A 23,106-nucleotide genomic window follows, 5' to 3' on the forward strand; every position below is an offset into this window, starting at 1 on the left:
GGTCACCAATGAAATTCGAAAACTTACTCATTGAAGTGGGTACTGAAGAGTTACCGCCAAAGTCATTACGCACTTTAGCGGAGTCTTTTTTAGCAAACTTTACCGATGAATTAACCAAAGCAGACTTACCCTTTGATTCTGCGCTTTGGTATGCAGCGCCTCGTCGTTTAGCCATTAATGTTGTTGGCCTAGCCCTAGCTCAAGCAGATAAAGTCGTTGAAAAACGCGGCTCTGCGATAAGCTCTGCATTTGATGCAGACGGTAATCCAACAAAAGCGGCTCAAGGCTGGGCACGTGGCAACGGTATTACTGTTGATCAAGCAGAACGTTTAGTCACCGACAAAGGCGAATGGTTGGTTCATCAAGCTAAAGTGGTCGGTGTTGAGACTAAAAGTCTGATTGCTGACATGGCACAACGTGCGCTTGATAAGTTGCCAATCCCAAAACCAATGCGTTGGGGCAGTAATAAAACGCAATTTATTCGCCCTGTACACACTGTAACTATGTTATTGGGTAGCGAATTAATCGCGGGTGAATTACTCGGCATTAAATCTGCTCGAGTCATTCGCGGTCATCGCTTTATGGGTCAGGCAACATTCGAGCTAGACCATGCCGACAACTACTTAACTGCGCTAAAAGAGCAAGGTAAAGTTCTGGCTGATTATCAGCTTCGTAAATCATTAATCAAAGCAGATTCTGAAGCCGCTGCAGCCAAGATTGGTGGTGTTGCTGATATTCAAGAAGACTTACTTGAAGAAGTGGCATCATTGGTTGAATGGCCAATAGTATTAACAGCTAGCTTTGAAGAAAAGTTTTTAGCTGTACCATCTGAAGCCCTTGTGTACACCATGAAAGGCGACCAGAAATACTTCCCAGTATTTGATAAAACCGGTAAATTGCTACCAAACTTTATTTTCGTCACTAACATAGAATCTAAAGACCCACAGCAGATTATTTCAGGTAACGAAAAAGTCGTACGCCCTCGCCTAGCCGATGCTGAATTCTTCTTTAATACTGATAAAAAGCACACTCTAGAGTCGCGTTTAACCAGCCTAGAAACCGTGGTGTTTCAAAAACAGCTTGGTACGTTAAAAACCCGCGTTGAGCGTATTTCAACACTTGCAGGGTTTATCGCTACCAAACTTGATGACCAAGGTGTTAGCACAAACAGTGCAGATGCTAGCCGTGCCGGCCTATTGTCTAAAACAGACTTAATGACCAACATGGTGATGGAGTTTACTGACACTCAAGGCACCATGGGGATGCATTATGCTCGCCTTGATGGTGAAACCGAAGCGGTTGCAGTCGCGCTTGAAGAGCAATATAAACCTAAGTTTTCTGGTGATACAGTACCTACGGCAAGCGTGTCATGTGCTGTTGCATTAGCAGAAAAGCTAGACACCTTAGTGGGCATTTTTGGTATTGGCCAGGCACCTAAAGGCGCAGCTGATCCATTTGCACTTCGCCGCGCTGCAATTGGTATATTACGTATTATTGTTGAAAACAACTTGCCACTAGACTTAGTCGATTTAATTGCTAAAGCACAAGCGTTACACGCAGATAATGTTAGCACCCCTAATACGGCCGAAGATGTACTCGAATTCTTACTCGCACGCTTCCGTGCTTGGTACCAAGATAAAGGCATCCAAGTTGATGTTATTTTAGCGGTATTAGCTCGTCGCCCAACGCGTCCAGCAGATTTTGATAGTCGCGTTAAAGCCGTATCGCACTTCCGTGGTTTAGAGGCCTCTACTGCGCTTGCTGCTGCCAACAAACGTGTTTCTAATATTTTGGCTAAAGTTGAAGGCGAACTGCCTGAAAACATTAACCAGTCGCTATTAGCTGAAACAGCTGAAAAAGCCTTGGCAGAAAAGTTAGCACAACTACAACCGCAGCTAGCACCATTGTTTGCCAATGCTGATTATCAGCAAGCATTAACATTATTAGCCGATTTACGTGAAAGCGTGGATCAGTTCTTTGAAGATGTTATGGTAATGGCTGACGATGAAGCATTGAAAAATAACCGCCTAGCGTTATTAACCAATCTTCGAGAGCAGTTTTTGCATGTAGCAGATATTTCACTGTTACAATAATATGAAATCATTGCATTAAAAAAAGCGCCTTTACGGCGCTTTTTTATTGCTGAAGATTCATAACGACTTATACCAATCCTTATTAGAATTGGTATTAAAACTCGAGCAACTTTTCATGTAGTTCAGCAAACTCTTGTTCAGTTATACCAACCTGAGCCAACAACACGACAAGTTCTTTCTGCGGTAATTTATCCACTTGCTGCAGCATTGAGCACTCACTAATAATATTGGCCTTCCAGATGATTAATGTCATTTCATCATCTGGCTTAATGTTAGTATTAGCCAATAACGTTAACGGTGCTTCAAAATGCTCAGGTAGACGCCAGAAACGTGCTAATAATGCACTTAAGGTTAATGACTTTGTGGTCATGACCTGCTTAAACAAGGTTGAGCTAGGTTGTTCACCGGGCTCAGCTTGATGAAATGCATCCACCAGCATCTTAAAAATCGCAATTTTGCCTACATCATGAAGTAAGCCAAGTAAAAAAGCGCTATCAGATTGTTCAGCATTGGCGAGTTCACTGGCTAAAAAAGCCACCTGCATTGAGTGACGCCAAATCTCGGCACCAAAGCGCCTAAAATATATTGGTTTAATGTCTATCATTTCGCGCGCTAAACAGCTGGTGATAAAATGCCTTAATTGTTGTCGACCGACCTGTACTAATGCTTGCTGAATACTCGTCACATCGTTTTCAGAACGTTTGAAGGCCATTGAGTTACACAGTTTAAGGACTTCAACACACAATAATGGATCTTGCTCAATAAGCTTAATCAGCTCTTTGGTGTCAATATTGTCATCGGCAAGTTTTCTGTCTAATTCGAGTATTTTACTAGGAAGCTTTAATACATTTTCTGCAATGGCTTGAGGCGAGCTTAACGCCAGTTCTATATCTTGCATAACATGGCGTTCAAGATTATTAGCAATTCCTGTCGCATCGGATTGGGGACTGGCAAACAAAAAACTGTAAAACAAGGATGACAAATCTAATTGCGACTCGACAGCCTGTTTAGGGCTGACTTCAATAATAGGTTTAACGGTTACTGATGAAACTTGCTGGCGCTTCTCGACCGCTGTGCGGCCAGTAAATTTGACTTGTTCATTGCGGTCACGAATATTAAACAGCTTTTTAAAAAACCTTACGACCACAATAAGTAACCTTCTAAAATTAAACTAACGCCAAGAATTAAATCATAGCAATAAAAACAAAAATGGGCGCCAATAAGGCACCCATTTTATGATCTAAAACCATCTACACGTCTAAGTTAGCCACATTTAATGCGTTAGTTTCAATAAACTCACGACGAGGCTCAACTTGATCACCCATTAAGCAGGTAAATAGTTGGTCTGCAGCAACGGCATCTTCAATGGTAACACGTAACATACGACGAGATTCTGGATCCATTGTAGTTTCCCACAATTGCTCAGGGTTCATTTCACCCAATCCTTTATAACGTTGAATGTACAAACCACGTTTTGCTTCGCTCATAGTCCAATCTAACGCTTCTAAGAAGCTTTCAACTTCTTTAACGCGCTCACCACGTTGTACATAACCACCCTCTTCAATCATGCCATCAAGTGCAACGCCTAACTTAGCGATGCGTTGATAATCGGCAGAAGTAAAGAAGTCATAACCAAATAAGAAATTGGTATCGATACCATGCTTACGAATTGTCACGCTTGGGGTATACACTTTACGCTCAGGATCCAAAATAATATTGGCTGAGAAAATAATACCGCTGCTTTCACGCTCAACTAAATCATCAACAAAATGTTTACACCATGCCGTCATAAGTGCTTCGTCGCTTAGCATCTCAAGCGTCACTTCTGGATGGTACAACATGCGATCAGTTAGGTTCATCGGGAAACGTTTTTCTAAACGTGTAATGATTTTTTCCACTTCGCGGTATTGATTCACCAAACGCTCAAGCGGCTCTCCGCTCATGCCTAAAGCACCCTGGCTTGGGTAAACATGTGTGCCGTCTAACGCTTGCGTTGTTAGATATTCAGTTAATGCCAGCTCATCTTTAAGGTATTGTTCTTGCTTACCCTTTTTTACTTTATACAAAGGTGGCTGCGCAATATATACATAACCACGCTCAATCAATTCAGGCATTTGACGGAAGAAGAAGGTCAATAGCAGAGTTCGAATGTGTGAGCCGTCGACGTCAGCATCGGTCATGATAACGATGTTGTGGTAACGAGTTTTATCCGGATTGTATTCGTCGCGACCAATACCACAACCTAATGCGGTAATTAGTGTGGCCACTTCTTGTGACGATAACATCTTATCAAAACGTGCTTTTTCAACGTTTAAGATTTTACCTTTAAGTGGAAGAATAGCTTGGTTTTTACGGTTACGCCCCTGCTTGGCAGATCCGCCAGCAGAGTCACCTTCCACTATGTATATTTCAGAAAGACCAGGGTCTTTCTCTTGGCAGTCAGCTAGTTTTCCTGGCAAACCACCTAAATCTAATGCGCCTTTACGACGTGTCATTTCACGCGCTTTACGCGCAGCTTCACGTGCTCGGGCAGCATCAACAATTTTACCCACAATCAACTTAGCATCGGCTGGGTTTTCTAATAGGTAATCGTTTAACTTCTCACCCATAGTTTGTTCTACAGCACTTTTCACTTCGCTAGAGACTAATTTGTCTTTAGTTTGTGAGCTGAACTTAGGGTCAGGCACTTTAACTGAGATAACCGCGGTTAAGCCTTCACGTGCGTCATCACCCGTTGCACTGGTTTTACCTTTTTTGTTAAACCCTTCACGTTCCATGTAAGTGTTTAAGTTACGCGTTAATGCGCCACGGAAACCCGCTAAATGAGTACCACCATCGCGCTGAGGAATGTTATTGGTAAAACAGAAAATACTTTCTTGATAACCGTCATTCCACTGCATTGCCACTTCAACGGTAATACCGTCTTCGCGCTCTTGTGAAAAGTGGAATACATCTTTGTTTACCGGTGTTTTATTACGGTTTAAGTAATCTACAAATGCGCTAATACCGCCTTCGTATTTAAAGAACTCGTCTTTGTTTTCGCGTTCATCAACTAAACGAATACCCACACCAGAGTTTAAGAAAGATAACTCACGTACACGCTTGGCTAAAATTTCGAAATGAAATTCAACATCAGAAAAGGTTTGGCTACTAGGCCAAAAACGAATTTCGGTACCTGATTTAACTGCATCGCCAATTTCTTTAATCGGTTCGTTTGGTACACCATGAGTATAAAATTGCTCATAAATTTTACCGGCGCGACGAATGGTTAATTGCAGCTTTTCAGACAAAGCATTTACAACCGATACACCCACACCGTGAAGACCACCTGATACCTTGTATGAGTTATCATCAAATTTACCGCCGGCATGCAATACCGTCATAATAACTTCAGCTGCAGATACACCTTCTTCTTCATGGATAGAAACCGGAATACCACGACCGTCATCTTTTACAGAGACAGAACCGTCTGAGTGAATAGTAATGGTGATATCGCTACAATGGCCGGCTAAAGCTTCATCGATAGAGTTATCGACCACTTCGAATACCATGTGATGAAGACCGGTACCGTCATCAGTATCACCAATGTACATACCAGGTCTCTTACGGACTGCATCAAGGCCTTTTAATACCTTGATACTCGAAGAATCGTAACTATTCTCTGACATATTTCTCTCTCGTTGTTATTCAATAACCGTTACTTGCCCTTGCTCCACATGAAACATCCTGTTCGGAGGGCTAGATAACGAATCGACTATTGCTAGCGGATCAATTGCGGTGACAAATATTTGTGCACCGGTCTCGGTTAACTGCTGTAGCAATAGCTGCCTATGCTGTGCATCCAACTCAGACGGTAAATCGTCCACTAAATAAATACTGTTTTTATCTAGTTGTTGTTTGAGCAACTTTCCCTGTGCAATACGCAGTGCACAGACTAATAATTTTAATTGTCCACGGGACAATGCATCTTGTGCAGGTAAGTTCCCTACTCGCAAACGTAAGTCTGCTCTATGAGAGCCACTGCCCGTGTTACCCGCAGCGACATCGCGCGAATATTGATTTTCAAGTAACTGCGAAAAATCCGTTTTGCTGTCCCATCCTCGGGTAAAAGAAACCTTAATATCAACCTGAGGTAAAAACCGTCCTATTATACCCTTAAGTAGCTCATTTAACGAGTCTACATATCGATTTCGTATGTCGGTAACTTGTTCAGCATACCGCACCAGCTCTTTATCCCAAAATTGTATTTGGCTATAAGGAGATTGGTTACGAAGTAGTTGATTACGTTGCTTTAATACCTTGCGAACATTCACCCAGGCTTGATAAAAATGTGGGTCAGAATGAAATGCGCCCCAATCAATAAACTGTCTGCGAGCTTTTGGGCCTTCAAACAGTAAAGAAAAACTTTCAGGGGTAATAACTTGAATAGGCAGTGTTTCAGCTAATGTAGATAAGCGTTTGACTTTTTCGCCATTAATTTTGACTTCAATTTCACCGTTTCGATGACGTCTTAAACCAATTTTACAGTCATTTTCATCTTGGATAAGATTGGCGAACAGAGTAAGTTTGTCGTCATCATTATTAATCACTCGTTGTGATAAGTGGCTACGAAAAGAACGTCCCATCCCTAGAAAGTAAATCGCTTCTAAAATACTGGTTTTACCACTACCATTTTGACCGTAAATCAAGTTTAATCCATCACTTGGATTAAGCGATGCTGAACTGATATTACGAAATGACCCTATGGTAATGCGCGATAAACTCATGAATACCTATTGTGATAGCCAAATAAAGCAGTAGAGACAAAGAAGGTGCTTTGCAGCACCTTACATATGATTAATGAACAATAACGTATTACAGACGCATTGGCATCACCACATACATAGAATCTTCTTCTTTGTGGTTCTCTATTAATGCACTTGAGTTGCCATCGATGAGCGTAATACGAACATCATCACTGGCGAGGTTATTCAGTACATCTAATAAATAACTCACGTTAAAACCAATTTCGAGTTTATCTGAGTCATAATCAACGTCGATGATTTCTTCGGCTTCTTCTTGCTCTGGGTTATTGGCGGTAATCTTTAATAAACCAGGCTCAAGTTGAATTCGTACACCACGGAATTTTTCGTTCGATAAAATAGATGCACGGGTTAACGCTTGTTTTAATTGATTGCGGCTGGCAATAACCACTTTATTACCACCCTTTGGTAACACCCGGCGGTAATCAGGAAAACGTCCATCAACTAATTTACTGGTAAATACCGCAGAGCTAGTCATCGCACGAATCGCGTTATCGCCAATCGCAATGGTAATGTCTTGGTCGTCGCTTTCAAGCAAACGCGCCATTTCAACCACCCCTTTACGTGGCACAATCACTTGTTTTTCAGGCAAAGAAATATCAACAGTACGATGGCTTAACGCCAAACGGTGGCCGTCGGTAGCAATAGCGCGTAATAGATTACCTTCAGTTTCAAATAATAAACCGTTGAGGTAATAGCGCACATCCTGGTTAGCCATCGAAAACTGAGTCGAGTCGATAATCGACTTTAATACGCCCTGCTTTAAGCTAAATTCAATATCAGCCTGGAACGCTTCAACGTTAGGGTAATCTTCAGCAGGCAATGTGGCTAATGAAAAACGGCTACGACCAGAGCGTAACAACCATTTACCATCTTGCTGCTCTACTTTTAATTCGCTTTGTTCAGGAAGAGACTTAACAATGTCGAGTAACTTTTTAGCTGGTACAGTAGTGCGACCAATGTTGATGTCACCGTGTATAGCGGCTTGCCCAACAAGCTCAACCTCTAAATCAGTGCCCGTTAGCTTAAGTGAGTCTTCACTAACTTCAACTAATAAATTAGCAAGAATAGGTAAGTTGTGTCTGCGTTCTACCGCGCCACACACTAGTTGCAGCGGCTTTAATAGGGCATCCCTATCAATTGAAAATTTCATCGTTCAACATTCCCTGAATTAAGAAGACAAAGTTCTAATCAAGTTAGCGTAATCTTCTTTAATGTCATGACTTTCTTCTCGCAGTTGCGCAATTTTACGACAAGCGTGTAATACCGTTGTATGGTCACGACCACCAAAAGCATCGCCAATTTCAGGCAAACTTTGGTTAGTGAGTTCTTTAGATAGCGCCATCGCCACTTGTCGTGGTCTTGCCACACTACGTGAACGACGTTTAGACAGCATATCTGCCATTTTTATTTTGTAGTATTCAGCAACCGTCTTCTGAATATTGTCTATAGTGACTAATTTTTCTTGCAGTGCCAAGAGGTCACGTAATGCTTCACGCACAAAATCAATAGTAATTGGACGACCTGTGAAGTTAGCGTTAGCAATAACGCGGTTTAATGCGCCTTCAAGCTCGCGAACGTTTGAACGTAAACGCTTAGCAATAAAAAAGGCCACTTCATCAGGCAGGTTAATACCACTCTCTTGTGCTTTACGCATTAAAATCGCCACGCGGGTTTCTAATTCAGGAGGCTCAATGGCAACCGTTAACCCCCAACCAAAGCGCGATTTTAAGCGATCTTCTACCCCGTCGATCTCTTTAGGATAACGGTCTGAAGTTAAAATAATTTGGTGATTACCTTCTAATAATGCATTGAAGGTATGAAAAAATTCTTCTTGAGAACGATCTTTGTTGGCAAAAAATTGAATGTCATCAATAAACAGGGCATCGACACTGCGGTAATAACGCTTAAATTCTTCAATGGCATTATTTTGTAAGGCTTTGACCATGTCCTGTACAAAACGCTCAGAATGCATATACACCACTTTAGCATTAGGGTTATTTTTAATGATCCCATTACCAACTGCATGCAATAAATGGGTTTTACCTAAACCAGTGCCACCATATAAAAATAATGGGTTATAAGCGCCACCTGGGTTTTCAGACACCTGTAATGCTGCAGCTTTACCAAGTTGGTTTGACTTACCCTCAACAAAGTTATCAAACTGATAAGTCGGATTAATGTTACTACGATGATTCGCATTAACAATCGGCTCAGCCTGGGTATTAAATGACGTTGTACCAACTTGAGCACGCGTTTGGTTACTCACAGGCTTTGCGGCTACTGGGGCTGCTGGAGCAACAGGACGTGCAGACGGGCGGCTACCGATATCAAAACGCAACTTAGGTGCATCACTGCCCATTTGTTCAGTGAAAAATTGATTAATGATATTAATGTATTTATCGCGTACCCAATCGAGTACAAAACGATTTGGCGCATACAAAACCAGAGTATCACCATCCATTTCAGCTTGTAACGGACGGATCCACATACTGAACTGCTGGGCTGATAACTCATCTTGCAGTCTGCCGATACATTGTTGCCAAAGTGAAACCGCCACTTATTTATCCCCAAATATCTTTAGTCAAAGGAGGTGTATTCTATAGGGAGATCACAATGATCGCTATCCTTAAAAACAGATTTATCCCCAGCGGGATCATTCTATGTGGATATCTGGGATCATGAAAGATCAAAATCGATCCATTAATTGTAAATTTGATGCAAATCCCGCTTTATTAACCGATCCACATTGATCTATAATACGCAACCTTTGATCTATGAAAACAAGCAAAGATCCACAAGATGTAGTGTCTGTACACAGACTTATCCACATTTTCTGGTACTTTTAAGCTTTCTCCATCAAAGAAAGATTGGCAGAAATTCATCATATAACCACTTTCGTTATTGACGATAGTAATTAAAGTGATTACAATTCGGCCTCTTTTTTGCCCTTACCTCTAATGTTGGAGATAAGGTAAATTCACTAACAAAGACGGATTGCCATCATGAGTAAACGTACTTTTCAACCTAGCAACCTGAAGCGCAAGCGTTCTCACGGCTTCCGCGCTCGTATGGCCACTGTAGGCGGCCGTAAGGTGCTTGCACGTCGTCGTGCGAAAGGTCGCGCTCGTTTATCTGCATAAGTAGATAACTAGGTGACTAGCTATACCTTTACGCGGGAGTTACGTTTGTTAACTCCCGCGCAATTTAAATCTGTATTCTCCAATCCAATCAAAGCATCCTCTGCTGAAATAACTCTGCTCGCGATTCCAAATTCTGAGCAACATCCTCGTTTAGGATTAACTGTGGCCAAACGTTTTGTAAAACGTGCTAACCAACGTAATCGCATTAAACGCGTGATAAGAGATAATTTTCGTTTACATCAACACGACATCCCTAACCTTGATATCGTAGTATTAGTCAGAAATGGCGTGATGGAAATGGAAAATGCAGAACTACACAAATTGATAGAAAAGCTATGGCGAAAACTCAGTCGCCGTTACAATGGCTAGCAACTACGGTTATCCGTGGTTATCAAATTTTTATAAGCCCTTTACTGGGACCTAAGTGTCGGTTCGATCCAACTTGTTCTTATTATGCGATTGAAGCAATAAAAACGCACGGAACAGTGAAAGGTAGTTGGTTTGCAATCAAACGCATATTAAAATGTCACCCTTTACATCCCGGCGGTAGTGATCCCGTCCCCCCTAAAAATGACAGGTGTAATAAATAGGCTATGGAATCTCAACGCAATATATTGCTAATCGGTTTGCTGTTTGTCAGCTATCTAATGTGGACACAGTGGCAAACAGATAAAGCACCACAACCGGTAGCACAACAAACTGTTACCCAAACAAACGCAGCGACAATTAACGGCGCAGACGTTCCTGAAGCAGACTCAACTGGTATGCCAGTTGATATGCCTGCAACCAAGAACTTAATTACTGTTAAAACGGATCAGCTTGATATCAAAATCAGCCCTGTTGGTGGTGACATCGTTTATGCCGCATTGGTTGCGCATAAGGTTGAGATTGATAAAGATGACCCTTTTGTCATTCTTGAACAAACCAACGACCACACTTATATCGCACAAAGTGGTTTAATCGGTCGTGACGGCATTGATAGTAGTGCTAAAGGTCGTGCCGCCTTTGCCGCGCAAAATACATCTTATGCATTAGCAGACGGTCAAGACACATTATCAGTGCCATTAACCTTTACTGCAGACAACGGTGTCACTTACGTAAAAACCTTTACGTTTACCCGTGGTCAATATGATGTTGGCGTTGATTACAATATTAGCAACACTTCAGATACTGCATTACAAGTGCAAATGTATGGTCAAATTAAACAATCCATCAAAGAATCTGAAAGTAGCATGATGATGCCAACCTATCGTGGTGCGGCATTCTCAACTCAAGATACTCGCTACGAAAAATATGACTTTGAAGACATGGCAGACAAAAACCTAGGTAAAGTAACACTAGGTGGTTGGGCTGCAATGCTACAGCACTACTTCGTATCAGCTTGGGTTCCGCCTGCAACTGACTCAAACACCATTTTCTCAAGTGTGAGTGCTGGTGGTTTAGCTAACATCGGTTTTCGTGGCGCGTTATATGATATCGCACCTGGCACAACACAAAAAATTAGTTCACAATTTTATGTTGGCTCTAAAAACCAAAAAGCCCTTTCTGCTATCTCAGAAACCTTAAACCTAGTGGTTGATTATGGTTTCTTATGGTGGTTAGCAATACCTATTCACTGGTTATTGATGTTCTATCAATCATTTGTGGGTAACTGGGGTATGGCAATTATTTTAATCACCTTAACGGTACGTGGTTTGTTATATCCATTGACTAAAGCGCAATATAGTTCAATGGCTAAAATGCGTAACCTACAGCCAAAATTAGCTGAGATGAAAGAGCGTTTTGGTGATGACCGTCAAAAGATGGGTCAGGCCATGATGGAACTGTACAAAAAAGAGAAAGTAAACCCAATGGGTGGCTGCTTACCTATTTTGTTACAGATGCCAATCTTCATCGCATTGTACTGGGTATTACTTGAAAGCTATGAGCTACGCCACGCGCCGTTCATGCTATGGATTGATGACTTATCAGTACAAGATCCATACTACGTATTACCATTGCTAATGGGTGTATCGATGTTCTTGATGCAGAAAATGCAGCCAATGGCACCGACCATGGACCCAATGCAAGTTAAAATGATGCAGTGGATGCCAGTTATCTTTACGGTATTCTTCTTATGGTTCCCAGCAGGTCTAGTACTTTACTGGTTAGTCGGTAACTTAGTGGCGATTACCCAACAAAAGATTATTTATGCCGGTTTAGAGAAAAAAGGCTTAAAATAAGCCCAAGCTCAACAGTTAACTTATTCAAGAGTTAAATGAATAAAAAAGGCGGCTTAATAGGCCGCCTTTTCCTTTAATGATTTAGCAGGTATTTACCGTGACAACAGACACTATCGTAGCGCAAGCAACAGCACCAGGACGTGGTGGAGTGGGTATCATTCGTGTATCTGGCGATCTCGCAGCCAATGTAGCCAACGCCATTATTGGTCATGTGCCTAAAACCCGTTACGCCGAATATTGTGATTTTAACAGTAGTGATGGCCACGTCATTGACCAAGGTATTGCGCTGTTTTTTAAAGGTCCAAACTCATTTACTGGCGAAGATGTGCTAGAGCTACAAGGCCACGGCGGCCAAATTGTGCTCGATATGCTAATAAAACGCGTCATGGAAGTCGACGGCATTCGTATTGCCAAACCCGGTGAGTTTAGTGAGCAAGCGTTTATGAACGACAAGCTCGATTTAACTCAAGCTGAAGCGATTGCCGACTTAATTGATGCCACCAGTGAGCAAGCGGCAAAAAGCGCTTTGCAATCACTCCAGGGTGAGTTTTCAAAAGAAGTTCATGAGCTAGTAGAGCAAGTTACTAACTTGCGTTTATACGTTGAAGCCGCTATTGATTTTCCTGATGAAGAAGTCGACTTTTTATCTGACGGTAAAATTGCCAATGCTTTGTACCGGATTATCGACAAACTCACTTCCGTTCAAGCCAGCGCCAAACAAGGTTCAATTATTCGCGAAGGTATGAAAGTCGTCATTGCAGGGCGTCCTAATGCTGGTAAATCAAGCTTACTCAATGCCCTTGCAGGTAAAGAGTCAGCCATTGTGACAGAAATTGCCGGCACCACCCGTGATGTACTGCGTGAGCATATTCACCTTGATGGCATGCCACTGCACATTATTGATACAGCAGGGTTACGTGACACCACAGATACCGTTGAGCAAATTGGTATTGAACGCGCCTGGGCAGAAATTGCCAGTGCCGATAGAGTGCTGTTTATGGTTGATGGTACGACGACAGATGCCGTTGATCCACATGACATTTGGCTCGACTTTATTGACCGTTTACCTTCAAGATTGGGGGTAACGGTGGTGCGCAACAAAGCGGATTTAACTGGTGAAACACTCGAAATGTCGCAAGAGCAAGGATACGATGTTTACCGTATTTCAGCCAAAACAGGCATGGGAGTTGAAGAGTTGAAACAACACCTTAAGTCGTTAATGGGTTACCAAAGTAACCTAGAAGGCGGCTTTATTGCCCGCCGTCGTCACTTAGAAGCATTAGATTTAGCAGCAAGCCATCTACAACTAGGTAAAGAACAGCTTGAAGTGTATCTCGCCGGTGAATTACTGGCAGAAGAGTTACGTATGTGCCAAATGGCACTGTCAGAAATTACCGGTAAATTCACTTCAGATGACTTGCTTGGCAAAATCTTCAGTTCCTTCTGTATAGGCAAGTAGCGTATAGCTCAATAGGAATAAACACATGACATTGGCTAATCAAATTGTGGTACTCGACTTTGAAACCACAGGTTTATCACCCGACAATGGTGACAGAGCCATTGAAATTGGTGCGGTAAAGTTAGTTGATGGCCAAATAGTGGACTCCTTTCAAGAGCTAATAAACCCAGGAAAGCGGGTTAACAGCTTTATTGAACAATACACAGGTATTAGCAACAACATGCTCAAACATGCGCCATCATCTAAAGAAGTGATGACACAATTTGCCAAGTTTATCGATGGATTTAATTTAGTCGCGCACAACGCCAGCTTTGATAAAAAGTTCTTAGATGCTGAATTCAAGCATAATAAGCTGCACTACACAGGCCAATTTGCTTGCTCACTGTTGTTATCTCGTCGCATCAGCCAAAATGCGCCTAATCATCAACTTGGCACGTTAGTGAGTTATCACCAATTGCCAAACGATGGTGTATTTCACCGCGCCTTAGCTGACGCCACCATGACCAGCCACCTTTGGTTACATCAACTTGAGATACTGCAACAGCAACTGCCGCAGCATCAGATAACCTTGGATATTATCAATAAAATATCTAGCTTACCCAAAGCACAAATAAACCGCTATTACCAAACAATGGCTTACCAATAAGCTAAAGCTCTTGTGATAATTTATCCACTAACAATCGCACTTTGGGTGACAAATGGCGGTTGTGTGGGTACAAGACCCAAATACCTTCTTTTGGTTGTTGGTAAGGTGCTAATAACACCACAAGCTGCCCTGCTTCAATTGCGTCATTAACGTAATAACCGGGCAATTGCACAATCCCCAACCCCTTAATTGCTGCAGATAATAAACTTAAGCCACTGCTGCAACTCAACGAACCACTCACTTTAACGGCTTTAGACTTGCCCTGATCGATAAAATTCCAATGAGATTGGCTGCCAATTAAACAATTATGTTGGCTCAGTTCCGACAAGGTATAAGGTGTACCAAACTGAGCAATATAGCTTGGTGCAGCACACACATATTGACTGCGATGGGTTAAGCGTTTGGCCATCATTGATGAGTTAGTTAACCGTCCTAGCCTAATGGCTAAATCAAAACCACCTTCTATTAAATCAAGCTGGCGATTAGTTAACTCGCACACCACTTCAATATCGCGATATTGCTGCATAAAATCAATAACAATCGGCATGACAAAATTTTCACCATAGGTAACAGGCGCTGTCATCCTAATTAAGCCTTGAGGTTTATCTTTTAAACTCGAAATGGCTCGCTCAGCTTCATCAAGACTGTCGAGCACTTGGCGACAATGTTGATAATAAACCGAGCCTTCTTCAGTTAACGACACTTTACGGGTGGTACGGTAAAACAATTTAGTGTTTAAACGGTTTTCTAATTGGCTGACCTGCCGGCTCACTTGTGCCGTCGAAATACTTAACCGCTTTCCCGCCGCAGTAAAACTGTCGGTTTCTGCTACCGCAACAAACTCAAAAATTCCTTCCCACTGCATCATTATTACATTCTCGTAAAAGTCATTTACAAAACTAGCTTATTATCATTTTATGATAAACAAATATAATGAATAAATACACTACACTGTAGTGATGTTTATCATCCATATTTCATGGTGTTTACGTTTAAGGAAGCTATCTATGTCAGCACAATTTATTAAATCAAAAGCCGCAATTGCTTGGGAATCAGGCCAACCATTATCGGTTGAAGAAGTCGATGTTATGTACCCAAAAGCTGGTGAAGTTATGGTACGTATTGTCGCATCGGGTGTATGTCATACCGATGCATTTACATTATCTGGCGATGATCCTGAAGGCGTATTCCCAGCAATTCTTGGCCATGAAGGTGGCGGGATTGTTCATATGGTTGGCGAAGGCGTTACCAGTGTAAAAGTCGGCGACCATGTCATTCCGTTATACACAGCAGAATGCGGTGTATGTAAGTTCTGTACTTCTGGCAAAACCAACTTATGTAGCGCAGTACGAGCTACACAAGGTAAAGGCTTAATGCCAGACGGTACTACGCGTTTCTTTAAAGATGGTGAACCTATTTTCCACTACATGGGTTGTTCAACCTTTTCTGAATACACAGTATTACCCGAAATTTCACTGGCAAAAGTCAGTAAAGACGCACCATTAGAAGAAGTGTGCTTATTAGGTTGTGGTGTCACTACCGGTATGGGCGCTGTGCTAAAAACAGCTAAAGTACAAAAAGGCGATACTGTTGCCATATTTGGTTTAGGCGGCATTGGTTTATCGGCCATTATTGGCGCCACTATGGCTGGAGCAAGCCGAATTATTGGTATCGACTTAAACGAATCTAAATTTGAACTCGCTAAAAAACTAGGGGCAACAGACTGCATTAACCCTAAAGACTTCGATAAGCCAATTCAGGACGTCATTGTTGAAATGACCGATGGTGGCGTTGATTTCTCATTCGAATGTATCGGTAACGTTAACGTGATGCGCAGTGCATTAGAATGTTGTCACAAAGGCTGGGGCGAATCAGTGATTATTGGTGTAGCAGGTGCTGGCCAAGAAATTTCAACTCGTCCATTCCAATTAGTGACCGGCCGTGTATGGCGTGGCAGTGCATTTGGTGGCGTTAAAGGTCGCAGTGAATTACCAGGAATTGTTGAACAATACTTAGCAGGCGAGTTTAAGTTAGACCACTTTATTACCCACACAATGGCCTTGAAGGGATTAACGATGCATTTGATTTAATGCATAAAGGCGAAAGTATTCGCAGCGTTATCCACTTTGATAAATAAGTCTATAAGCTGATCTTAAGTTAAATAATAATGCAGTTAATTTTATTAACTGCATTTATTGTATAAGGACCCATCATGACCATTGAAAATATCAGCAGCACCAAAGCATTTGGTGGTTGGCATAAACAATATCATCATCAGTCAACGGCGCTCAATTGCACGATGCGTTTTGCCATTTACTTACCGCCACAAGCTGAACAGCAAAATGTGCCCGTATTGTATTGGTTATCAGGGCTCACCTGCACTGACGAAAACTTTATGCAAAAAGCAGGCGCACAGCGCATTGCTGCAGAGCTTGGAATCGCCATTGTCGCACCAGACACTAGCCCGCGTGGTGAAGGGGTTGCCGACGATAAAGACGGTGCATATGACTTTGGTTTAGGCGCAGGATTTTATCTCAATGCCACCAAACCACCTTTCGATCAGCATTATAAAATGTATGATTATGTGGTGTCTGAGCTGCCAGCAATCGTTGAAGCGCATTTCCCGGTAACTAACCAACGTAGCATTAGTGGTCACTCAATGGGCGGCCATGGTGCACTGACCATTGCATTGAAGAATCCAAAGCAATTTAACAGTGTTTCAGCATTTAGCCCTATTTGTAATCCAATGGATTGCCCATGGGGAATTAAAGCATTTCGTGGTTATTTAGGTGAAGATCAACAACAATGGCAACAATATGATAGTTGTAAGTTGATGCAAAATAGCCAACAATTTATCCCCGCACTGGTGGATATTGGCACCAATGACAACTTTTTAGATGAGCAATTAAAACCTCATACATTAGAAAAAATCGCACAACAAAAGGGCTATCCTCTCGAGTTAAGAATGCAGCCTGGATATGACCATAGCTACTATTTTATCTCGACGTTTATTGAACAGCATCTGCGATTTCATGCTAAATTTTTAAAGATAAACTAACACTGAGATGACTTTTACAAGGATTTAGCGATAACAAGACTAGCTAAAGCGATTATCACTAGCTAATAATGACCCAAAACGAGCCTTTTATGGCTCGTTTTTTTATTGCTAAAAAATATTACTGAGATAGCACGACCAAATGAACTGCTTATTTGGTCTTAAAAAGTGGAAATAAGCCAACATAAAGCGTAATTGAACGAGTAAAATAACCGTAAAGACATAAACCTGACGCTTAACTAGCAGTAATTTGGAGTAGAAATGGCAAATATAGCATTAATAGTGGGTACCACATTGGGCAGTTCAGAATACGTTGCAGATGAAATGGCAGAGCAATTAAGCCAATTAAACCACCATTCTGAAGTATTTATAGACCCACAATTAGCACAGTTAAACGACTTTTCAGTATGGATCATCGTTAGCTCAACCCATGGCGCAGGTGATCTGCCAGACAATATAGTGCCTTTTTATAAACAATTAATGCTAGAAATGCCTGATCTAAACGGGATCCAACATGCATTATGTGCCATTGGCGACTCAAACTATGACACTTTCTGCTAGCGCACCTGAAAAAATAATAGATCTATTATTACAATACGGATCAAACGCTATTGTGGATAAGATCCAAATTGATGTTCAACAAGACCCAGTACCAGAAGAGCCAGCCCTGGCGTGGTTATCGCAATGGCAAGATAAAATTAACCAGGCATAAAATACGATCTTATTTTGTATAAACTAAGATCAACTCACAATTTAGATCAGGTTTATCCACAAATTACTATTTATAATAACAACTTTGTGGATAAGCTATTATTTTCTGCGATCATAACTCTGTACTATTCACACTCCGATCTGCTTAAAGATCACCCTTGTGGATAAGTACCCGATCTATCCCCACCTTATATTGAGTTTGATCGCGATCAGATCACAGGTTTAAAAGTTCGTTATTTATTGATTTTAAATGAAAATAAAAGTTACTAACAGAAAAGCTCGATCCTAATAATAAACATAATAAAAAGATCTATATAAAGATCTTAAGATCTATTAAGCAAACCCATCTTGATCATTCTATGAAAAATGATCATTCACGTTCTGACAAGCAAGTGCTAAAATGCGCAGCTCGAATCGCGTTACAAATTGAATTTAACTTTCTAAGCAATCAAAGGTCGCATAATGCATTTTCATGAACGGTTTGATGTAATTGTCGTTGGTGGTGGTCATGCCGGAACTGAGGCAGCCCTCGCAGCTGCAAGAATGGGATCAAAAACATTATTGTTAACCCATAACATCGACACACTAGGTCAAATGTCTTGTAATCCCGCTATCGGTGGTATTGGTAAAGGCCATTTGGTTAAAGAGATCGACGCATTAGGCGGAGCCATGGCAACGGCTACAGACTTTGCCGGGATTCAATTTAGAACGTTAAATTCAAGTAAAGGCTCTGCTGTTCGTGCTACTCGTGCCCAAGCAGACCGAGCCCTATATCGTCAAAAAATTCAGCACATTTTACAAAACCAAGCTAACTTACGTATTTTTCAGCAAGCAGTTGATGATTTAGTGGTTGAAAATAATAAAGTTGTTGGTGTTGTTACACAAATGGGATTGGCATTTGAAGCACCTGCTGTTGTATTAACGACAGGCACTTTTTTAAGTGGAAAAATCCATATAGGTTTACAAAATTACAGCGGTGGTCGTGCAGGCGATCCACCAGCGATAGCATTAGCAAATCGGTTGCGTGAGTTACCGATCCGTGTAGGCCGTTTAAAAACCGGTACACCACCACGTATTGATGCCAATACCATTGATTTTTCACAAATGACAGAGCAAAAAGGCGATACTCCATTGCCAGTAATGTCATTTATAGGTGATGTAAGTCAGCATCCAAAACAAATTTCATGTTTTATTACTCACACCAATGAAAAAACCCACGACATTATTCGTGGTGGCTTAGACCGAAGCCCAATGTATTCAGGTGTGATTGAAGGTATTGGCCTCGTTACTGCCCATCAATTGAAGATAAGATCCACCGCTTTGCAGATAAGTCATCGCACCAAATCTTTATTGAACCAGAAGGTTTAAGCACTAACGAGATCTACCCTAACGGTATTTCTACCAGTTTACCTTTTGATGTTCAGCTTAATTTAGTACGTTCGATCAAAGGCATGGAAAATGCTGAAATCGTTCGTCCAGGTTACGCTATTGAGTATGATTATTTTGATCCACGGGATCTTAAAAACTCATTAGAAACCAAAACCATTGAAGGCTTATTCTTTGCAGGTCAAATCAATGGTACAACGGGTTACGAAGAAGCCGGTGCTCAAGGTTTATTAGCAGGTATGAACGCATCTTTACAAGTACAAGGTAAAGACACTTGGTGTCCTCGTCGTGATGAAGCATATCTTGGTGTATTAGTTGACGATTTATCAACTCTAGGTACCAAAGAACCCTACCGTATGTTTACTAGCCGTGCGGAATATCGTTTATTGCTACGTGAAGATAACGCCGATCTACGATTAACTGAAAAAGGCCGCGAACTTGGTTTAGTTGACGATAATCGCTGGGAATTATTCAGTAAGAAAAAAGAATCGATCGAACTGGAATTACAACGTTTACGTGGACAGTGGGTACACCCTAATTCACCCTTACTCGATGTGCTTAATCCACAATTGAATACGCCTATTTCGCGTGAAGCATCATTTGAAGATTTACTGCGTCGCCCAGAAATGGATTACAGTAAATTAATGCAATTAGAAGGTTTTGGTCCAGGCCTTGAAGACCCACAAGCTGCTGAGCAAGTGCAAATTCAAGTTAAATACTCAGGATATATTCAACGTCAACAAGACGAAGTTGATAAAGCTGTGCGTCATGAAAGCTCATTATTACCACTGGATCTAGATTACAAAGAAGTACCAGGTCTATCCAATGAAGTGATCGCTAAGCTAAATAACCACAAACCAGAAACAGTAGGACAAGCATCGCGCATATCAGGAATCACTCCAGCAGCTGTCTCAATTCTACTTGTACACTTGAAAAAGCGTGGTTTATTGAGAAAAAGCGCATAATTACAGATATTTTTTCGACTCAATAACACAAGGGAAGCCATAAGGCTTCCCTTAGTGCTTTTACGGCTTCATAATAACTGCCGTCTGTTCATGCAATTTACGAGGCTTTCTGTGTTATCTGTGCAACTCCAAACCTATTTAGCTGAAATGAAAATATCGGCCACTGAATTACAACAAAAACAATTAATCGGTTTTGTTGAAATGCTCGCTAAATGGAATAAAGCCTATAACCTCACCTCGGTTCGCGATCCTGAGCAAATGTTAATCCGTCATATTATGGACAGCTTGGCCGTTTCTCCTTATCTTGAAGGCCAGCGATTTATTGATGTGGGCACAGAGCACTGGTTTACCCGGGATCCCATTAGCCATTATGAACCCAGACAAAGAATTTGTATTATTAGACAGTTTAGGTAAGCGGATCCGCTTTCAAAAACAGGTTCAATTTGAGCTTAAAATTAATAATATTACCTCAGTAGAGAGCCGGGTTGAGGCTTATCAACCTGAAGATAAATTTGATGGCGTATTAAGCCGAGCGTTTGCCTCAATACAAGATATGCTCAGCTGGTGCCATCATTTGCCAAAAGAAAACGGTATTTATTACGCCTTAAAAGGCCAGTTAAGTGAACAAGAATTACAGCAAATGCCAGCAGGATTTTCGCTGGTTGATACCATTGTATTGCATGTACCAAAGCTAGATGAACAGCGACATTTATTAAAAATTGCTAAGCAATAAAGCGCATTTCTTTTGCTAATTAATCTAACCGGACATCAATAATTTAAAGACAGGATGACATAGTGGGTAAAATTATTGCCGTAGCCAATCAAAAAGGTGGCGTAGGAAAAACAACAACTTGCGTAAACTTAGCCGCATCACTTGCCGCCACAAAGCGTAAAGTGTTGTTGATCGACTTAGATCCTCAAGGCAATGCAACCATGGGCAGTGGTGTCGACAAATACGATGTTGACAATACCGCCTACGAATTACTGGTAGAAGAAAAGCCTTTTGCTGATATTGTGATTAAAAATACCGTGGGTAAATTTGATCTGATCGCCAGTAATGGTGATGTCACAGCAGCAGAAATTAAGCTGATGGAGTTTTTTGCCCGTGAGATCCGTTTACGTAATGCACTTGCGCCGATTAGAGACGATTACGATTACATCTTTATTGACTGCCCACCTTCATTAAATATGTTAACCGTTAATGCCATGTCAGCAGCTGATTCTGTTTTGGTTCCAATGCAGTGTGAATACTATGCATTAGAAGGGCTGACAGCGTTGATTGATACCATTACCAAGCTCGGTGCCATGGTCAATCCAACATTAACTATCGAAGGTATATTACGCACCATGTACGACCCGCGAAATAGATTATCAAATGATGTGTCAGATCAGCTAAAACAACATTTTGGTGACAAGGTTTATCGGACTGTCATTCCAAGAAACATTCGTTTAGCTGAAGCACCTAGTTTTGGTGCGCCTGCCATGTATTACGATAAATCAAGTGCTGGCGCTAAAGCTTATTTAGCTCTAGCGGGTGAAATTATTCGTCGTGCAGAGCAGCAGACACAACCCAAACAAGCGTAGGACATAAAAATGACGTTAAAAAAACGCGGTTTAGGTAAAGGCTTGGATGCCTTATTAAGCCATAGTAATGCGGCGACTCGTAAAAACGAGCAACCTGAAGACACTCAGCCATTAGCCACTGCTGGCGATCTTATTCATCTTGCTCTCGACAAACTCCAGCCGGGTAAATACCAACCGCGTAAAGATATGTCGCCTGAAGCACTAGAAGAACTAGCTGAATCAATCCGCTCACAAGGTGTAATTCAACCTATTGTTGTACGTAAGGTTGTTGATGGTAATTATGAAATTATCGCCGGTGAACGCCGTTGGCGTGCTGCACAACTCGCCAAGCTTGATACCGTCCCTTGTATTGTTAAACAGGTTGCTGATGAAGCCGCTGTCGCGATTGCATTAATTGAAAATATTCAGCGCGAAGATCTCAATGCAATGGAAGAAGCAATAGCGTTACAGCGTTTACTCGAAGAGTTTGAACTAACCCATCAACAAGTCGCCGATGCGGTAGGTAAATCTCGTGTTAGCGTGTCAAATCTATTACGTCTAAACAGCCTTAATGAACCTGTTAAACGTTTGTTAGAATATGGTGACATTGACATGGGTCACGCCCGTGCATTATTGGCTATTGAAGGTGATGAACAAACTATTTTGGCTCGATTAGTTGCATCAAAAGAAATGACTGTTCGTGAAACTGAACGATTAGTTAATAAAGCCTTAAATCCGGCTAAAGTTGCCGAAACACAGGCTAAAGATCATGATGTTAGCCGTTTAGAACAAGAGTTAATTGAAAGGCTCGGTGCCAAAGTTGCCATCAACCATGGGACTAAAGGCAAAGGGAAAATTGTAATAAACTACCAAAATCTCGCTGAATTAGACGGTATTTTAAGTAAAATCCGCTAAAAAGCCGACTAAACCATTTCATGTAGTAATTTTGTGACACAGCGCTAATTTTTACTTTTGTATATTTAGCGCTAATTCACTTATTAAATCGTTGTTTTCCTATCATCAAAGTTGCAAACAAAGCGCGAAAAGGTATACTTTGCAGG

Annotated in this window: 16 protein-coding genes and 4 pseudogenes; 14 read left to right on the top strand and 6 right to left on the bottom strand. The window is 41.4% G+C overall.

Going from position 1 to position 23,106, the window contains the following annotated elements:
* The first annotated feature begins 8 nt into the window (after positions 1-8).
* Positions 9-2,093 carry a glycine--tRNA ligase subunit beta gene (gene glyS, locus N4T56_RS19740; RefSeq protein WP_261734374.1) on the top strand — a complete coding sequence of 695 codons (2,085 nt, stop codon included), beginning with the start codon at positions 9-11 and terminating at the stop codon, positions 2,091-2,093.
* Between the two features lie 94 nt (positions 2,094-2,187).
* Here glyS and N4T56_RS19745 read toward each other — a convergent pair whose 3' ends face one another.
* The 5 genes from N4T56_RS19745 to dnaA form a co-directional block, all read right to left on the bottom strand.
* The gene (locus tag N4T56_RS19745; protein ID WP_390904091.1) at positions 2,188-3,240 is read right to left on the bottom strand and encodes an HDOD domain-containing protein; all 1,053 of its coding nucleotides are present in this window, start codon (positions 3,238-3,240) and stop codon (positions 2,188-2,190) included.
* 103 nt (positions 3,241-3,343) lie between these two features.
* Positions 3,344-5,761 (bottom strand): DNA topoisomerase (ATP-hydrolyzing) subunit B, encoded by a 2,418-nt coding sequence (gyrB, locus tag N4T56_RS19750; protein ID WP_261734375.1) that lies wholly within the window; start codon positions 5,759-5,761, stop codon positions 3,344-3,346.
* 15 nt (positions 5,762-5,776) lie between these two features.
* Positions 5,777-6,859 carry a DNA replication/repair protein RecF gene (gene recF, locus N4T56_RS19755; protein ID WP_261734376.1) on the bottom strand — a complete coding sequence of 361 codons (1,083 nt, stop codon included), beginning with the start codon at positions 6,857-6,859 and terminating at the stop codon, positions 5,777-5,779.
* Positions 6,860-6,947: 88 nt separating this feature from the next.
* On the bottom strand, positions 6,948-8,048 hold the full coding sequence (gene dnaN / locus N4T56_RS19760) for a DNA polymerase III subunit beta (protein WP_261734377.1): 1,101 nt from the start codon (positions 8,046-8,048) through the stop codon (positions 6,948-6,950).
* Between the two features lie 18 nt (positions 8,049-8,066).
* Positions 8,067-9,455, bottom strand: coding sequence for a chromosomal replication initiator protein DnaA (dnaA, locus tag N4T56_RS19765; RefSeq protein WP_261734378.1), 1,389 nt, complete (start codon positions 9,453-9,455; stop codon positions 8,067-8,069).
* A 445-nt stretch (positions 9,456-9,900) separates the two neighbouring features.
* Here dnaA and rpmH point away from each other — a divergent pair, with 445 nt between their 5' ends.
* From rpmH to N4T56_RS19795, 6 genes are all read left to right on the top strand, one after another.
* Positions 9,901-10,038: a 50S ribosomal protein L34 gene (gene rpmH, locus N4T56_RS19770; protein ID WP_006083827.1), complete on the top strand. Its 138-nt coding sequence runs from the start codon at positions 9,901-9,903 to the stop codon at positions 10,036-10,038.
* 12 nt (positions 10,039-10,050) lie between these two features.
* The gene (rnpA, locus tag N4T56_RS19775; protein WP_261734379.1) at positions 10,051-10,407 is read left to right on the top strand and encodes a ribonuclease P protein component; all 357 of its coding nucleotides are present in this window, start codon (positions 10,051-10,053) and stop codon (positions 10,405-10,407) included.
* Positions 10,374-10,628: a membrane protein insertion efficiency factor YidD gene (yidD, locus tag N4T56_RS19780; RefSeq protein WP_188739966.1), complete on the top strand. Its 255-nt coding sequence runs from the start codon at positions 10,374-10,376 to the stop codon at positions 10,626-10,628. The genes rnpA and yidD overlap by 34 nt, the downstream gene beginning before the upstream one ends.
* 3 nt (positions 10,629-10,631) lie before the next feature.
* A complete protein-coding gene (gene yidC / locus N4T56_RS19785) occupies positions 10,632-12,260 on the top strand; it encodes a membrane protein insertase YidC (RefSeq protein WP_261734380.1) in 1,629 nt (542 codons plus the stop codon).
* Between the two features lie 97 nt (positions 12,261-12,357).
* Positions 12,358-13,719 (top strand): tRNA uridine-5-carboxymethylaminomethyl(34) synthesis GTPase MnmE, encoded by a 1,362-nt coding sequence (gene mnmE / locus N4T56_RS19790; protein ID WP_261734381.1) that lies wholly within the window; start codon positions 12,358-12,360, stop codon positions 13,717-13,719.
* Positions 13,720-13,744: 25 nt separating this feature from the next.
* The gene (locus tag N4T56_RS19795) at positions 13,745-14,365 is read left to right on the top strand and encodes a 3'-5' exonuclease (RefSeq protein WP_261734382.1); all 621 of its coding nucleotides are present in this window, start codon (positions 13,745-13,747) and stop codon (positions 14,363-14,365) included.
* A 1-nt stretch (position 14,366) separates the two neighbouring features.
* On the opposite strand, the gene N4T56_RS19800 is transcribed toward N4T56_RS19795, so the two are convergent.
* Positions 14,367-15,233: a LysR substrate-binding domain-containing protein gene (locus tag N4T56_RS19800; RefSeq protein WP_261734383.1), complete on the bottom strand. Its 867-nt coding sequence runs from the start codon at positions 15,231-15,233 to the stop codon at positions 14,367-14,369.
* A 139-nt stretch (positions 15,234-15,372) separates the two neighbouring features.
* Here N4T56_RS19800 and N4T56_RS19805 point away from each other — a divergent pair.
* The 7 genes and pseudogenes from N4T56_RS19805 (at position 15,373) to N4T56_RS19835 (ending at position 22,960) form a co-directional block, all read left to right on the top strand.
* Positions 15,373-16,502 (top strand): annotated as a pseudogene (locus tag N4T56_RS19805) (S-(hydroxymethyl)glutathione dehydrogenase/class III alcohol dehydrogenase).
* A gap of 75 nt (positions 16,503-16,577) precedes the next feature.
* Positions 16,578-17,423, top strand: coding sequence for an S-formylglutathione hydrolase (gene fghA, locus N4T56_RS19810; protein ID WP_261734384.1), 846 nt, complete (start codon positions 16,578-16,580; stop codon positions 17,421-17,423).
* Positions 17,424-17,681: 258 nt separating this feature from the next.
* A pseudogene (gene mioC, locus N4T56_RS19815) lies at positions 17,682-18,132 on the top strand (FMN-binding protein MioC).
* Between the two features lie 461 nt (positions 18,133-18,593).
* Positions 18,594-20,482 (top strand): annotated as a pseudogene (gene mnmG, locus N4T56_RS19820) (tRNA uridine-5-carboxymethylaminomethyl(34) synthesis enzyme MnmG).
* Positions 20,483-20,593: 111 nt separating this feature from the next.
* Positions 20,594-21,215, top strand: a pseudogene (rsmG, locus tag N4T56_RS19825) (16S rRNA (guanine(527)-N(7))-methyltransferase RsmG).
* Between the two features lie 62 nt (positions 21,216-21,277).
* Positions 21,278-22,066 (top strand): ParA family protein, encoded by a 789-nt coding sequence (locus tag N4T56_RS19830; protein WP_261734385.1) that lies wholly within the window; start codon positions 21,278-21,280, stop codon positions 22,064-22,066.
* A gap of 9 nt (positions 22,067-22,075) precedes the next feature.
* The gene (locus tag N4T56_RS19835) at positions 22,076-22,960 is read left to right on the top strand and encodes a ParB/RepB/Spo0J family partition protein (RefSeq protein ID WP_261734386.1); all 885 of its coding nucleotides are present in this window, start codon (positions 22,076-22,078) and stop codon (positions 22,958-22,960) included.
* The last annotated feature ends 146 nt before the right edge of the window (positions 22,961-23,106 follow it).

The organism is Shewanella phaeophyticola (assembly GCF_025398315.1).
Taxonomy (GTDB): Bacteria; Pseudomonadota; Gammaproteobacteria; order Enterobacterales; family Shewanellaceae; genus Shewanella; species Shewanella phaeophyticola.

Excerpts from the sequence above, each read along its gene's own strand:
- N4T56_RS19795 (WP_261734382.1), top strand. The coding sequence starts at position 13,745 with ATGACATTGGCTAATCAAATTGTGGTACTCGACTTTGAAACCACAGGT.
- glyS (WP_261734374.1), top strand. The coding sequence starts at position 9 with ATGAAATTCGAAAACTTACTCATTGAAGTGGGTACTGAAGAGTTACCG.
- recF (WP_261734376.1), bottom strand. The coding sequence starts at position 6,859 with ATGAGTTTATCGCGCATTACCATAGGGTCATTTCGTAATATCAGTTCA.
- rpmH (WP_006083827.1), top strand. The coding sequence starts at position 9,901 with ATGAGTAAACGTACTTTTCAACCTAGCAACCTGAAGCGCAAGCGTTCT.
- yidC (WP_261734380.1), top strand. The coding sequence starts at position 10,632 with ATGGAATCTCAACGCAATATATTGCTAATCGGTTTGCTGTTTGTCAGC.
- N4T56_RS19800 (WP_261734383.1), bottom strand. The coding sequence starts at position 15,233 with ATGATGCAGTGGGAAGGAATTTTTGAGTTTGTTGCGGTAGCAGAAACC.
- dnaN (WP_261734377.1), bottom strand. The coding sequence starts at position 8,048 with ATGAAATTTTCAATTGATAGGGATGCCCTATTAAAGCCGCTGCAACTA.
- yidD (WP_188739966.1), top strand. The coding sequence starts at position 10,374 with ATGGCGAAAACTCAGTCGCCGTTACAATGGCTAGCAACTACGGTTATC.
- fghA (WP_261734384.1), top strand. The coding sequence starts at position 16,578 with ATGACCATTGAAAATATCAGCAGCACCAAAGCATTTGGTGGTTGGCAT.
- N4T56_RS19835 (WP_261734386.1), top strand. The coding sequence starts at position 22,076 with ATGACGTTAAAAAAACGCGGTTTAGGTAAAGGCTTGGATGCCTTATTA.
- gyrB (WP_261734375.1), bottom strand. The coding sequence starts at position 5,761 with ATGTCAGAGAATAGTTACGATTCTTCGAGTATCAAGGTATTAAAAGGC.